Origin of the sequence: Geodermatophilus sp. DSM 45219, from assembly GCF_900104025.1 — a bacterium.
GTDB lineage: Bacteria > Actinomycetota > Actinomycetes > Mycobacteriales > Geodermatophilaceae > Geodermatophilus.
In genome coordinates this window covers 1-13,111 of record NZ_FNIQ01000005.1, presented here as the reverse complement: position 1 = coordinate 13,111, position 13,111 = coordinate 1, and the positions used below count along the sequence as shown (strand labels likewise).

At 76.0% G+C, this 13,111-nt stretch carries 10 protein-coding genes; 9 read left to right on the top strand and 1 reads right to left on the bottom strand.

Features of this window, described 5'->3' with window-relative positions; all coding sequences use genetic code 11:
* Positions 1-19: 19 nt before the first annotated feature.
* The 9 genes from BLR12_RS15760 (at position 20) to ligA (ending at position 12,186) form a co-directional block, all read left to right on the top strand.
* The gene (locus BLR12_RS15760; protein ID WP_091380117.1) at positions 20-805 is read left to right on the top strand and encodes an enoyl-CoA hydratase/isomerase family protein; all 786 of its coding nucleotides are present in this window, start codon (positions 20-22) and stop codon (positions 803-805) included.
* Between the two features lie 124 nt (positions 806-929).
* Positions 930-1,709 carry an electron transfer flavoprotein subunit beta/FixA family protein gene (locus tag BLR12_RS15755; protein WP_091380114.1) on the top strand — a complete coding sequence of 260 codons (780 nt, stop codon included), beginning with the start codon at positions 930-932 and terminating at the stop codon, positions 1,707-1,709.
* A gap of 34 nt (positions 1,710-1,743) precedes the next feature.
* Positions 1,744-2,709, top strand: coding sequence for an electron transfer flavoprotein subunit alpha/FixB family protein (locus BLR12_RS15750; protein ID WP_091380110.1), 966 nt, complete (start codon positions 1,744-1,746; stop codon positions 2,707-2,709).
* Positions 2,710-2,872: 163 nt separating this feature from the next.
* Complete coding sequence (locus BLR12_RS15745) at positions 2,873-4,285, top strand: MFS transporter (RefSeq protein ID WP_255363543.1); 1,413 nt, start codon at positions 2,873-2,875, stop codon at positions 4,283-4,285.
* Positions 4,282-5,472, top strand: a complete 1,191-nt coding sequence (locus BLR12_RS15740) for a cysteine desulfurase family protein (RefSeq protein ID WP_091380107.1) — start codon at positions 4,282-4,284, stop codon at positions 5,470-5,472. Before BLR12_RS15745 ends, BLR12_RS15740 begins: the two co-directional genes overlap by 4 nt.
* Positions 5,472-6,545, top strand: a complete 1,074-nt coding sequence (gene mnmA, locus BLR12_RS15735; RefSeq protein WP_091380104.1) for a tRNA 2-thiouridine(34) synthase MnmA — start codon at positions 5,472-5,474, stop codon at positions 6,543-6,545. Before BLR12_RS15740 ends, mnmA begins: the two co-directional genes overlap by 1 nt.
* Before the next feature lie 144 nt (positions 6,546-6,689).
* Positions 6,690-7,715, top strand: coding sequence for a methionine synthase (locus tag BLR12_RS15730; RefSeq protein WP_218120700.1), 1,026 nt, complete (start codon positions 6,690-6,692; stop codon positions 7,713-7,715).
* Between the two features lie 68 nt (positions 7,716-7,783).
* Positions 7,784-9,982 (top strand): insulinase family protein, encoded by a 2,199-nt coding sequence (locus tag BLR12_RS15725; protein WP_091380100.1) that lies wholly within the window; start codon positions 7,784-7,786, stop codon positions 9,980-9,982.
* A gap of 50 nt (positions 9,983-10,032) precedes the next feature.
* Positions 10,033-12,186, top strand: coding sequence for an NAD-dependent DNA ligase LigA (ligA, locus tag BLR12_RS15720; protein ID WP_091381184.1), 2,154 nt, complete (start codon positions 10,033-10,035; stop codon positions 12,184-12,186).
* Positions 12,187-12,334: 148 nt separating this feature from the next.
* Here ligA and BLR12_RS15715 read toward each other — a convergent pair whose 3' ends face one another.
* Positions 12,335-13,012: a hypothetical protein gene (locus BLR12_RS15715; RefSeq protein WP_091380098.1), complete on the bottom strand. Its 678-nt coding sequence runs from the start codon at positions 13,010-13,012 to the stop codon at positions 12,335-12,337.
* Positions 13,013-13,111 lie beyond the last annotated feature (99 nt).

Sequence of the window (13,111 nt, the reverse complement as noted above, 5' to 3'; positions counted from 1 at the left end):
CCACCGCCAGGAGGTCCCCGTGGCACAGCCGGAGTTCGTGACGCTGCAGGTCGAGGACGGGGTGGGGACCATCCGCCTGGACCGGCCGAAGATGAACGCGATCGACGAGCAGCTGCACCTGGAGGTGCGCGCCGCGGCCCTGGAGGCCGGGGAGCGCGAGGACGTGCGCGCTGTCGTGGTCTACGGCGGGGAGCGGGTGTTCGCCGCCGGCGCCGACATCAAGGCGATGTCGCAGCTCGACGGCAGCAGCATGGTGGCCTGGGGCCGGGAGCTGACCGACTCCTTCACCGCCGTGCAGCAGGTCCCCAAGCCGGTGATCGCCGCGATCACCGGCTACGCGCTGGGTGGCGGCTACGAGCTGGCGCTGTGCGCCGACTTCCGGGTCATGGGCGCCGGCGCCAGGATCGGCCAGCCGGAGATCCTGCTCGGCGTCATCCCCGGCGCGGGCGGCACGCAGCGGCTGGCCCGGCTGGTCGGCCCGGCCAAGGCCAAGGACCTGGTCTTCACCGGCCGGCACGTCGGCGCCGAGGAGGCGCTGGAGATCGGGCTGGCGGACGCCGTCGTCCCCGACGCCGAGGTGTACGGGACCGCCGTGGCCATGGCGCGCAAGTTCGCGGCCGGCCCGCCCCTGGCGCTGGCCGCGGCCAAGAAGGCGATCGACGAGGGCCTGGACCTGCCGCTCCACGAGGGGCTGGTCCTGGAGAGCCGGCTGTTCGCCGAGCTGTTCGACACCGAGGACCAGGCGACCGGCATGCGGTCGTTCCTGGAGAGCGGCCCCGGCAAGGCGACCTTCACCGGGCGCTGATCGCCAGGGTGACCCGGGTCACCTCGGAGCCCGGGCAGGCCACCCGTTACCGGCCGGTAACCTGGAACATCGGAGCAGGCGGGCGCCGGCCCGCGGCCCCTCAGACGTGGAGGTGGGTCTGACGATGGACATCGTCGTTCTGGTCAAGCAGGTCCCGGACTCGGGGAGCGAGCGCTCCCTGGACCCGGCGGACAACACCGTCGCCCGGGGGAGCGCGGACAACGTCGTCAACGAGATCGACGAGTACGCCATCGAGGAGGCGCTCCTGCTCAAGGAGGCCCACGGCGGCGAGGTCACCGTGCTGACCGTCGGCCCGGAGTCGGCCGCCGACGCGATCCGCAAGGCGCTGTCGATGGGCGCGGACAAGGCCGTGCACGTGGTGGACGGCGCCATCCACGGCGCGTGTGCGCCGCAGACGTCGGCGATCCTGGCCGCGGCGCTGCAGCAGCTGAGCTTCGACATCGTGCTCTGCGGTGCGGAGTCCACCGACGGCCAGCTGGCGGTGATGCCGGCGCTGCTGGCCGAGCGGCTGAACCTGCCGCTGCTGTCGGGGGCGCGCAAGCTCACCGTCGAGGGCGGGATGGCGCGGGTCGAGCGGCAGACCGACGGCGGCTACTGGGCGCTGGAGGCGCCGCTGCCGGCGATCGTGTCCACCTGGGACACCATCAACGAGCCGCGCTACCCCTCCTTCAAGGGGATCATGGCGGCCAAGAAGAAGCCGGTGACCAAGCTGTCGCTGGCCGACCTGGGCATCGACCCGGCCACCGTGGGCCTGGCGATGGCCACCAGCCAGGTGCTCGAGTTCGCCGGCCGCCCGCCCAAGGGCGCCGGGGTGAAGGTCACCGACGAGGGCGACGGCGCCAGCAAGCTCGTCGACTTCCTGGCCGGCCAGAAGATCGTCTGACCCGGATCGAAGCGCAGAAGGAGACTGAGCAGTCATGGCAGAGGTCCTGGTCCTCGTCGAGCTGAACCCCACCGGCGAGGGGGTCCGCAAGACCACGCTGGAGGCGCTGACCGCCGCCCGCGCGCTGGGTGAGCCCGCCGCGGTCGTCGTGGGCGGCCCCGGCTCGGCCGCCGCCGCCACGGCGCAGCTGGCCGAGTACGGCGCGGCGAAGGTCTACGTCGCCGAGTCCGAGGAGGTCGAGCAGTTCCTGGTCGCCCCCAAGGCCGAGGTGCTCGCGCAGCTGGTGTCCGACAAGCAGCCCGCGGCCGTGGTGATCCCCTCCTCGCCGGAGGGCAAGGAGATCGCCGGCCGGCTGGCCATCAAGACCGGCAGCGGCTTCCTCACCGACGTCACCGAGATCGCCGGTGACGGCACCGCGACCCAGGTCGCCTTCGCCGGGGCGACGATCGTGCACTCCAAGGTCACCGTCGGCACCCCCATCTACACCGTCCGCGGCAACTCGGTCACCCCCGAGCCCGCCCCCGGCGCGGCCGAGGAGGAGCAGGTGGCGGTGCAGCTGTCCGACGCCGCGAGGGCCACCCGGGTGGTGGACCGGGTGGTGGAGCAGAAGTCCTCGCGGCCGGAGCTGACCGAGGCCTCGATCGTCGTGTCCGGTGGCCGTGGCGTGGCCTCGGCGGAGAACTTCTCCCTCATCGAGGGCCTCGCGGACTCCCTCGGTGCGGCGGTCGGTGCCTCCCGTGCCGCGGTCGACTCCGGCTACTACCCGCACACCTTCCAGGTGGGGCAGACCGGCAAGACCGTCAGCCCGCAGCTCTACATCGCCGTCGGCATCTCCGGGGCCATCCAGCACCGGGCCGGCATGCAGACCTCGAAGACGATCGTCGCGGTGAACAAGGACCCCGAGGCGCCGATCTTCGAGCTCGCCGACTTCGGCGTCGTGGGCGACCTGAACACCGTCGTCCCGCAGGCCACCGAGGCCATCACCGCGCGCAGGGGCTGACCGAGGACCCCGTCCTCCGCGCGCCCAGGGGCCCGGGACGGGGCCGTGCCAGGGCGCAGCGTCGGGCGCCGACCCCGGCCGGGGTCGGCGCCCGACGTGCGTCCCGGGTCGGGAAGGGACCCGGAGCGGGAATGGAGCACCCCGTGGGGCGTTCGGACTCCCTGTGAGCGAGCCGACCGGGGAGCCCGTGGGCGGCCTCCTCGACCGGCGGCACCGGCTGCCGACCACCGGGCTGCTCCTGCTGGTCACCCTGGTCGCCTTCGAGGCGATGGCCGTGGGGACGGCGATGCCCACGGTGGTCGCCGAGCTGGACGGGCTGGCCTGGTACGGCTGGTCGTTCAGCGCGTACCTGGTCGCCTCGGTGGTGGGGATGGTCGTCGGCGGCGACGTCGGCGACCGGCAGGGCCCACGGACGCCGCTCGTGCTCGGCGTCGGGCTCTTCGGCGCCGGACTGCTGGCCGCGGGGCTCGCCGGCAGCATGGCGCCGTTCGTCGCCGCCCGCGCGCTGCAGGGCCTCGGCGGCGGGCTGGTCGCCGTCTCGCTGTACGTGGTCGCCGGGCAGGCCTACGAGGCGCGGCTGCGGCCGCGGCTGTTCGGTGCGATCTCCGCGGCGTGGGTGCTGCCCGCGCTGGTCGGGCCGCTGGTCGCCGGACTGGTGACGACCCACGCTGGCTGGCGGTGGGTGTTCCTCGGCCTGCTGCCGCTGGCCGCGCTCAGCCCGGTCCTCGTGCTGCCCGCGTTGCGCGCCCAGCAGCCGGCGCAGCCCGCGGCCCGGTCCCGCGGCCGTCTGGCCCGTCCGGGGTGGGCGCTGGTGGCCGGGCTCGGCACCGCGGCCCTGCAGGTCGCCGGCCAGCGGCTGGACCGGCTCTCCCCGGCGATCGCCGCGGTCGGCCTCGTCGCGCTGGCGGCGGGCCTGCGGCGGCTGCTGCCGCGGGGCGTCGTCCGGGTCCGGGCCGGGCTGCCCGCCGTCATCGCCTCCCGCGGGCTGCTGGCCGGGGCGTTCTTCGGGATGGACGTGCTGCTGCCGCTGGCGCTGACCCAGCTGCACGGCGCGGGTCCCGCGGCTGCCGGGTTCCCGCTGACCGCCGGTGCGTTCGGCTGGGCGGCCGCCGCGCACCTGCAGGGCCGGTACCCCGGGGTCTCCCGGGCCCGCCTGCTGCGTGCCGGCTTCGTCCTGCTCGCCGTCGGCGTGGCGGGCAGCGCGCTGGTCGCCCACCCCGGGCTCGGCGGCTGGGCGGCGTACCCCACCTGGGCGGTGGCCGGGCTGGGCATGGGGCTGGGCATGCCGAGCGTCGGGGTGCTCCTGCTCGAGCAGTCGCCGGAGCACCGGCGCGGCGCGGACTCGTCGGCGTTCCAGATCGCGGACGTCACCGCCGCGGCGCTGTGCGTCGGGCTGGTCGGGGTGCTCGTCGCCGCGGTGGCGGCCGGCCTGCTGCCCCTGGCCGGCGCGGTGGTCGCCGCGGCCGTCGTGCTCGCCGCGCTCGCCGTCCTGGGCGCCGTGGTGGCCCCGCGGGCCGGCGTCCCGGCCGGACCGGCGGGGGCCGGCGCGCCCGCGACTACCCTGGCCACGTCATGACGTACCTCGACCACGCGGCGACCACCCCGGTGCTGCCCGAGGTGCTCGCTGCGATGACCGAGCAGCTGGGCCGGGTGGGCAACGCCTCCTCGCTGCACGCCAGCGGCCGCGCCGCCCGCCGGGTCGCCGAGCAGTCGCGCGAGCGGCTGGCCGAGGCGCTGGGCGCCCGCCCGTCGGAGGTGCTGTTCACCGGCGGCGGCACCGAGAGCGACAACCTCGCCGTCAAGGGCCTGTACTGGGCCCGGCGCGACAGCGACTCCCGGCGCCGGCGGATCGTGGTCAGCCCCGCGGAGCACCACGCGGTGCTCGACAGCGTCGAGTGGCTGGCCAAGCACGACGGCGCCGACGTCACCTGGCTGCCCGTCGAGCCGACCGGCCGGGTGACGCCCGAGGCGCTGGCCGAGGCGCTGGGCGACGGTGCGGACGTCGCGCTGGCCAGCGTCATGTGGGCGAACAACGAGATCGGCACGGTCAGCGACCTGGCGGCCCTGGCGGAGGTGGCGCACGCGGTCGGCGTCCCGCTGCACACCGACGCCGTCCAGGCCGTCGGGCAGGTGCCGGTCGACTTCGCCGCCAGCGGGGTCGACGCGCTGACCATGACCGGGCACAAGCTCGGCGGTCCGATGGGCGCCGGCGTGCTGCTGCTGCGCCGCGAGACCGAGTGCGCGCCGCTGCTGCACGGCGGGGGCCAGGAGCGCGACGTCCGCTCCGGCACGCTGGACGTGGCCGCGATCGTCGGGCTGCGGGTGGCCACGACCGTCGCCGTCGCCGAGCGGGAGGACCGCGCGGACCGGCTGGCCGTGCTGCGCGACCGGCTGGTCGCCGGCGTGGTGGCGCAGGTCCCCGACGCGCAGCTCAACGGCGCCCGCCTGGACGACGTCGTCGCCGGCGGGCCCGGGCGGCTGCCGGGCAACGCCCACCTGTCCTTCCCGGGGGCGGAGGGCGACGCCCTGCTGATGCTGCTCGACGCCCGCGGCGTGGAGTGCTCCACCGGGTCGGCCTGCAGCGCCGGCGTCGCGCGGCCGAGCCACGTGCTGCTGGCCACCGGCGCCGACCCCGACCGGGCGCGCAGCTCGCTGCGGTTCAGCCTCGGGCACACCTCGACCGACGCCGACGTCGACGCGGTCCTCGACGTGATCGGTCCCGTGGTCGAGCGGGCGCGCCGTGCCGGGATGGGACGGCGCTGATGCGTGTCCTGGCCGCGATGAGCGGGGGAGTGGACTCGGCCGTCGCCGCGGCGCTGGCCGTGGACGCCGGGCACGACGTCACCGGCGTCCACCTGGCGCTCTCGCCGGACCGGCAGGCGCTGCGCAGCGGCGCCCGCGGGTGCTGCAGCGTCGAGGACGCGCACGACGCCCGACGGGTCGCCGACGAGCTCGGCATCCCGTTCTACGTCTGGGACCTCGCCGAGCGCTTCACCGAGGACGTCGTCGAGGACTTCGTCGCCGAGTACGCCGCCGGTCGCACGCCCAACCCGTGCCTGCGCTGCAACGAGAGGATCAAGTTCTCCGCGGTGCTGGACCGGGCGCAGGCGCTCGGCTTCGACGCGGTCGTCACCGGGCACCACGCCCGGCTGGTGGACGGCGAGCTGCGGCGTTCGGTCGACGCGGCCAAGGACCAGTCCTACGTGCTCGCCGTGCTCACCGCTGGTCAGCTCGCCGGCGCGGTCTTCCCGCTCGGGTCGATGACCAAGCAGCGGGTGCGCGGGATCGCCGCCGAGCGGGGCTTCGCGGTGGCCACCAAGGCCGACTCGCACGACATCTGCTTCATCCCCGACGGCGACACCCGCGGCTTCCTCACCCGCCGGCTCGGCGAGCAGCCGGGCCCGGTCGTCGACGCGGCCACCGGCGCCGTCGTCGGGGAGCACGCCGGCGCCTACGGCTTCACCGTCGGCCAGCGCCGCGGGCTGGGTGTGGCGGTCGGGGACTCCCGGCCGCGCTACGTGCTGGGCATCGAGCCGGTCAGCCGCACCGTGACCGTCGGCACCGCCGACCTGGCCGGGGTGGCCGAGGTGCGCACCGCGCGCCCGACCTGGACCGGCGCCGTCCCCTCGCTGCCGCTCCGCGCCGAGGTGCAGCTGCGCGCGCACGGCACCCCGGTGCCGTGCGAGGTCACCGCCGGGGACGACGGCGGGCTGCGGCTGCTGCTCGACCCGCCGCAGCGCGGGGTCGCCCCGGGGCAGTCCGCGGTGCTCTATGCCCCGGACGCCGAGCGGGGCGACCTGGTGCTCGGGCAGGGCACGGTCCTCGCCACCGCCTGAGCAAGGACCACCCTTCCCCCCACGCCTCGCACGCTCGGCGCGGGACCCTGAAGGGTGGCCGTTCCAGTACGTTGCCAGGCTCGCGGCGAGCCGCGGGACGGGGCCGGCCCTGGACGGAGCCGGGCGCGGGCTACCGTCGCCGCTGTGACCCCACCGACCGGACCGTCCCCCGAGGTGGAGCCGGCGCCCCCGCGCCCGTCGTGGGGCCCGGCCACCGGCGTGGGCTCGCTGCCCGGCGCCGACCCGGTCGAGGCGCTGCGCGTGGTCACCGGCGAGCTGCCCGACTTCGCCCACCTGCCGGAGCTGCCCGGCCGCGGGGCCGGCGCGGACCTGGTGGGGCGCAGCGCCGCGCTCCTGGTCGACCTCGCCGTCGACCTGACGCCGGCCGGCTGGCGGCTGGTCCCGCGACCGGGTGTCGACCAGCGCCGCGCCGAGGAGCTGCTGGCCCGCGACCTCGACGCGCTCCACGACGTGGCCGGGGGCTACACCGGTCCGTTCAAGGTGCAGGCGGCCGGGCCGTGGACGCTGGCCGCCGGCCTCGAGCGCGCGCGCGGCGACCGCGCCGTCGTCGACCCCGGGGCCCGGCGCGACCTGGCCCAGTCGCTCGCCGAGGGCCTGACCGCGCACGTCGCCGCCGTCGCCGCGCGGGTGCCCGGGGCACAGCTGGTCGTCCAGCTGGACGAGCCCTCGCTGCCCGCCGTCCTCCTCGGCGCGCTGCCCACCGCGAGCGGGTTCGGCAAGCTGACCGCCGTGGAGGCGCCGGTGGTGGAGCAGGAGCTCGCCGCGGTCGTCGGCGCGCTACCCGGGCCTGTGCTGGTGCACTGCTGCGCCGACCGGGCGCCGCTGGAGCTGGTCCGCTCGGCCGGCGCTGACGCGGTCTCCTTCGACCTCGGGCTGGTCCAGGACCTCGACGCCCTGGGCACGGCCGTCGAGGCCGGCACCCACCTGTTCCCGGGGGTGGTCCCGGGTACCGACACCGCGCTGCCCGCGCCGAGGGCGACCGCGTCGCGGGTGCAGGCGTGGTGGCGGGAACTCGGCTTCCCCGCCGACCGGCTGCACGGGGCGGTCACCCTCACGCCGTCCTGCGGTCTCGCCGGCGCGACGCCGGGCTACGCGCGCCGGGCGATGACCCACGTGCGCGAGGCCGCGAGGTACCTGCTCCCCGAGTGACCCCTCGGACGAGCGATGAGTGAGCGTGTGTGCGCACTCGGTGACGCCCCGGGCCCTACGCTGCCGCGGTGCGCGAGCTCACCATCGACGGGATCCCCGTGTTCGTGGCCGACGGCCCGCCGCCGCTGGCGGCCGGGCTGGTGTTCGGCGTCGGCCGCCGCGACGAGGACGTCGTCCACGGCGGCATCACCCACCTGGTCGAGCACCTGGCGATGGGCGCCCTCGGGCGGACGACGACCCAGTGCAACGCGTCGGTCGACGTCACCCTCACCGAGTTCACGGCCACCGGTGCGCCCGACCGGGTCGCCGGCTTCCTGCAGGCGGTGTGCACCGCGCTGGCCGACCTGCCCACCGACCGGCTCGCCGTCGACGCCGACGTGCTGCGCAGCGAGGGCGGTCTCGCCGCCGCTCCCGACGCGGCCGTCCTCCTCGGCGAGCTGTTCGGTGCGACCGGCCCGGGGCTGGCGTCAGTGCGCGAGCCGGCCCTGCGCTCGCTGACCGCCGACGACGTCCGGGCCTGGGCGCGCCGGTGGTTCGTCGCCGGGAACGCCGCCCTGTGGCTGGCCGGACCGGTGCCCGAGGGACTCTCCCTGCCGCTGACCGCCGGGCCGGCACCGCAGCGCGCCCCCCACCTGCGCCGGGACCTGCGCACGCCCGCCTGGACCGAGTTCGCCCTCGAGGACCGGGTCGCACTGGCCGCCGAGGTCCCGAGGAGTCCGGCGCTCGTGGCCACCACGGAGGTCCTGCGGGCACGCGTGGAGGAGGAGCTGCGCTCCCGCCGCGGCGTCGCCTACGCCGTCGGGGTCGAGCAGGTGCCGCTGGACGTCCACCGCCGGGTCGTCGTCCTGTCCTCGGACGCGCGGCCGGGGGAGACCGCCGTGGTGGCCCGCCTGCTCTGGCGCGAGGTGCAGCGGCTGGCCGACGAGGGTCCGCTGCCGGCCGAGCTGGAGCACGAGCGGGCCCTGGTGGCCGAGTACCTCGACGACCCGCGGTCCGACGCCGCCGCGGCACGGGCGAGCGCCTGCGGGCGGGTCACCGGTGTGCCCGTCGCCACGGGGGAGGAGCTGCGGGCCGAGGTCGAGCGGCTGGACGCCGGGGAGGTGCGGGCGGCGGCGGCCGCCCTGCGCGACGCCGCCGTCCTGGGGGTCGCCCAGGGCACCGAGCCGCCGCCGGGCCTGCCCCGGCTGCCCGAGTGGTCGGCCGACCGGGTGACCGGGCGGGCGTTCCGCGCCGCCCGGCGTCGAGGAGCGCCGCGCGGTGCGGTGCTCCTCGTGGGCGACGAGGGCGTCAGCGCGGACCTGGGGGACGGGCGCCTGCTCACCGTCCGCTGGGCCGACGCGGTCGGCCTGGTGCGCTCCGCGGCGGACGGGTGGGACCTCGTCGGCCGGGACGGCACCGGCGTGCCGCTCGCGGCGGCCGACTGGCGGGACGGCGCCGAGGCGGTGCGACTCGTCCGGGCCGCGGTCCCGGCGGAGCTGCAGGTGGACGACGACGAGCTGCGCGACCGGGACGGCGTCCTGCTGGTGCAGGCCCCCGTGCACCGCGTCCGCGAGGCCGTCGGCACCTCGCGGGACGAGGTGTCCCTCGTGGCCGGCGCGGAGTGGACGGCCGTCGTCCCCGACGGGGCGCGACCGGCCGAGGAGCGGGCGCTGCAGTTCGGTGCCGCCGCCGGCCTGCGGACGACCGCACTGGTGCTGCGGCTGACCCACGCCGACCTGGAGTACGTGCTCTACCGCGGGGGCCGGGAGCTCGACCGGCACCGCTGGGGGGTCGCGCCCGGCGACCCGGCGGTGCTCGCGCGGGAGACCGGCCGGCCCGTGGACGAGCTGACCGCGGTGCTGGCCGACCCGGGCTCGCCGGCCGAGGTGCTGGACCGCCTCGTCGCCGTGCTGGGACTGCCGGAGCAGGTGCCCGACCTGCTGGCCGGCCGGGAGGTCTCCGGTGCCGAGCGGGTGGAGGGCCGGGGGATCGCCGGCGGCATGCGCGCCGCCGTCCGCGGTGACTACGCCCCGGCTCCGGGGAGCGGCAGCTGGGTCGACCGCTGGGCGCGCCTGGGCCGGGAGCGGCCCGTCGGCTACCGGGTCGGCAACGGCGTGTCCGCCCTCGCGCTGTTCGTGGTGGCCTGGGTGCAGGTCGGGGACGGGCGGGTCGGGTTCGGCGTGCTCGCCGCGGTCCTGGGGCTCTTCTCGCTGGTCGAGGTCCGCCCGCCCCGGCGCCGGAACCGCTCCGTGGAGCGCCCACCGGCCGGGGTCGCCCCGACCGGGTGACCGTCGCGGCGGCGGCGTTCCCCGTCGGACCCGCCGGATACCGTTCCGCCGTGACCACCGACGCCGAGCTGGACGAGCCCCAGGTCGAGGCCCCGACCGAGCGGGAGGACCTCACCGAGGTCCCCGACGACGCGCGCACCCGGCACCGCGACCTGTCCGAGGAGCTCGACCGGTACGCGTTCGCCTACTACGTGCAGGACGCGCCGCTGGTCAGCGACGGGCAGTACGACGAGCTCATGGGCGAGCTCACGGCGATCGAGGCCGCGCACCCGGCCCTGGTCACGCCGGACTCGCCGAGCCAGAAGGTCAACGGGGGCTTCACCGCCACCTTCGCCCCGGTCCGGCACCTGGAGCGGATGCAGAGCCTGGACAACGCGTTCTCCAGCGACGAGCTGTCGGCGTGGGCAGGCCGGATCGAGCGCGAGGTCGGCTCGGCGGCGGCCTACCTGTGCGAGCTGAAGGTCGACGGCGTGGCCGTGGACCTGGTGTACGAGCGCGGCCGGCTGGTGCGCGCGGCCACCCGGGGGGACGGCGTCACGGGCGAGGACGTCACCGCGAACGTGCGCACGATGGACGACGTCCCACCGCAGCTCGGCGGGGACGACGTCCCACCGCTGCTCGAGGTGCGCGGCGAGATCTACTTCCCGGTCGAGGCGTTCGCCGAGGTCAACGCCGGGCAGGTGGCCGACGGCAAGCCGCCGTTCGCCAACCCCCGCAACGCCGCCGCCGGCTCGCTCCGGCAGAAGGACGCGCGGGTCACCGCCTCCCGGCCGCTGCGGCTGGTCGTGCACGGGCTCGGCGCGCGCGAGGGGATCAGCCCGGAGCGGCAGTCGGAGGCCTACACGCGGTTGCGCGAGCTCGGGCTGCCGGTCAGCGACCGCTTCGAGGTGGTCGACGACCTCGAGGGCGTGTGGGCCTACATCGAGCGCTACCGCGAGCAGCGGCACTCGGTGGAGCACGAGATCGACGGCGTGGTGGTCAAGGTCGACCAGGTCGCGCTGCAGCGCCGGCTGGGCTCGACGTCGCGGGCGCCGCGCTGGGCGATCGCTTTCAAGTACCCGCCGGAGGAGGCCACCACCAAGCTCCTCGACATCCGGGTCAACGTGGGGCGGACCGGGCGGGTGACGCCCTTCGCGTACATGGAGCCGGTGAAGGTGGCCGGGTCGACGGTGCAGCTGGCCACGCTGCACAACGCCAGCGAGGTCAAGCGCAAGGGCGTGCTCATCGGCGACACCGTGGTCATCCGCAAGGCCGGCGACGTGATCCCCGAGGTGCTCGGACCGGTGGTGGCCGCGCGCACCGGCGACGAGCGCGAGTTCGAGATGCCCACGCACTGCCCGGAGTGCGGCACGGAGCTGCGGCACGAGAAGGAGGGCGACGCCGACATCCGCTGCCCGAACGCCCGCTCCTGCCCCGCCCAGCTGCGGGAGCGGGTCTTCCACGTGGCCGGTCGCGGCGCCTTCGACATCGAGAACCTCGGGTACGAGGCCGCGATCGCGCTGCTGCAGAGCGGCCTGCTGCAGGACGAGGGCGACCTGTTCTCCCTCGACGCCGAGAAGCTCGAGCGCACGGCGTTCTTCACCAGGAAGGACGGCACCCTGTCGGCGAACGGGGGCAAGCTGCTGGCCAACCTGCAGATCCGCAAGGACGTCCCGCTGTGGCGGGTGCTGGTCGCGCTGTCCATCCGGCACGTCGGCCCGACCGCTGCCCAGGCGCTGGCCCGCGACTTCCGCTCGCTCGACCGGATCGCCGAGGCGTCCGAGGAGGAGCTGGCCGCCGCCGACGGGGTGGGGCCGACGATCGCCCGGTCGGTCACGGAGTGGTTCGCCGTCGACTGGCACCGCGGGGTCGTCGAGAAGTGGCGGGCGGCCGGGGTGCGGATGGCCGACGAGGGGGAGGACGCCGGGCCGGGTCCGCTGACCGGCATGACCGTCGTCGTCACCGGCTCGCTGCGCGACCTCAGCCGCGACCAGGCCATCGCGGCCATCCAGGAGCGCGGTGGCAAGGTGACCGGCTCGGTGAGCAAGAAGACCGGGTTCGTGGTCGTCGGCGCCGACCCGGGCAGCAAGTACGACAAGGCGGTGCAGGTCAAGGCGCCGATCCTGGACGACGACGGCTTCCGGGTGCTGCTCGACGAGGGGCCCGACGCGGCCCGCGCGGTGGCGACCATCGGCGACGGCAGCGAGCAGCCGCCCAGCGAGTGACCGGTCCGGCGCACCCCTTGCCCGCCGACACACGTGTCCCGAGCGACCGTGTGCGGGGATGCACAGTTCGAGGCACTCGAACCGCGCATCGGCGCACACGGTCGGGTGTGGGAGTGCGGCGGAACAGCATCGAGCCGTGGTGGCGAGGTCAGCACTTGACGGTGTTGCTCGCCTTCGAGGTGCCGATCCAGCCGTAGTCGGTGACCGTGTCGATCGTGAGCGTCGCACCCAAGTCGACGACGTCCGCGTCGTACCGCGCGGTCATCTCGGTGGCGTTCGGGCCGGTCCCGCCCATGTCGAAGTCGCCGGCGACGGTGTGCGCCGTCATCCGGTAGCCGGTGACCCGGGGGGAGACGCTCCGGGTCCACTTGAGCGAGGCGTAGAGCTCGGTGTCCTTGGTCGTACGGGTCGTCGTGTACTGGTTGCCCCTGGGGCCGTCCTCCCGCACCGTCACGTCGCTCTCGACGTTGCTCTTCGCGCTGGCCGTGGACGACCACGCCGAGTAGCCGGTCAGCTGGGCGCCCCAGCCGTAGACCGTGTACGTCAGCTGGACCACCGTCGTCGTGGTGACGCAGGAGACATCGACCCGCACGTTGGTGGCCGGCGCGACGGCGCCGGTGCCGACGGTCATCGCCGGCAGGGCCGCGGAGTCGGAGAACGCGGCGCTCGCGGCGGTGGTGCCGGCGACCAGGACGGCGGAGGCGGTGACCGCGGTGGCCACCAGCAGCCGCACCGACCAGCGGCCCAGGAACCCCGTCGCGGGGCGCGTGGCGACCGGTCGCAGCGGGTGGGCTGCCCCGGGGGCGGGCATCGGGATCGCGGTCATCTCAGCTCCTCGGGTGTCCGGGTCGCGTGGGGGTCAGCGGGTGGCGGCGGCGCGCTGGACGCCGGAGAAGGTGAGGGCGAGGGTGGCGGTCTTGGCCTG

Bases quoted from the DNA above. Each gene is read 5' to 3' on its own strand.
- BLR12_RS15715 (WP_091380098.1), bottom strand. From the start codon at position 13,012: ATGACCGCGATCCCGATGCCCGCCCCCGGGGCAGCCCACCCGCTGCGA.
- BLR12_RS15755 (WP_091380114.1), top strand. From the start codon at position 930: ATGGACATCGTCGTTCTGGTCAAGCAGGTCCCGGACTCGGGGAGCGAG.
- mnmA (WP_091380104.1), top strand. From the start codon at position 5,472: ATGCGTGTCCTGGCCGCGATGAGCGGGGGAGTGGACTCGGCCGTCGCC.
- BLR12_RS15750 (WP_091380110.1), top strand. From the start codon at position 1,744: ATGGCAGAGGTCCTGGTCCTCGTCGAGCTGAACCCCACCGGCGAGGGG.
- BLR12_RS15740 (WP_091380107.1), top strand. From the start codon at position 4,282: ATGACGTACCTCGACCACGCGGCGACCACCCCGGTGCTGCCCGAGGTG.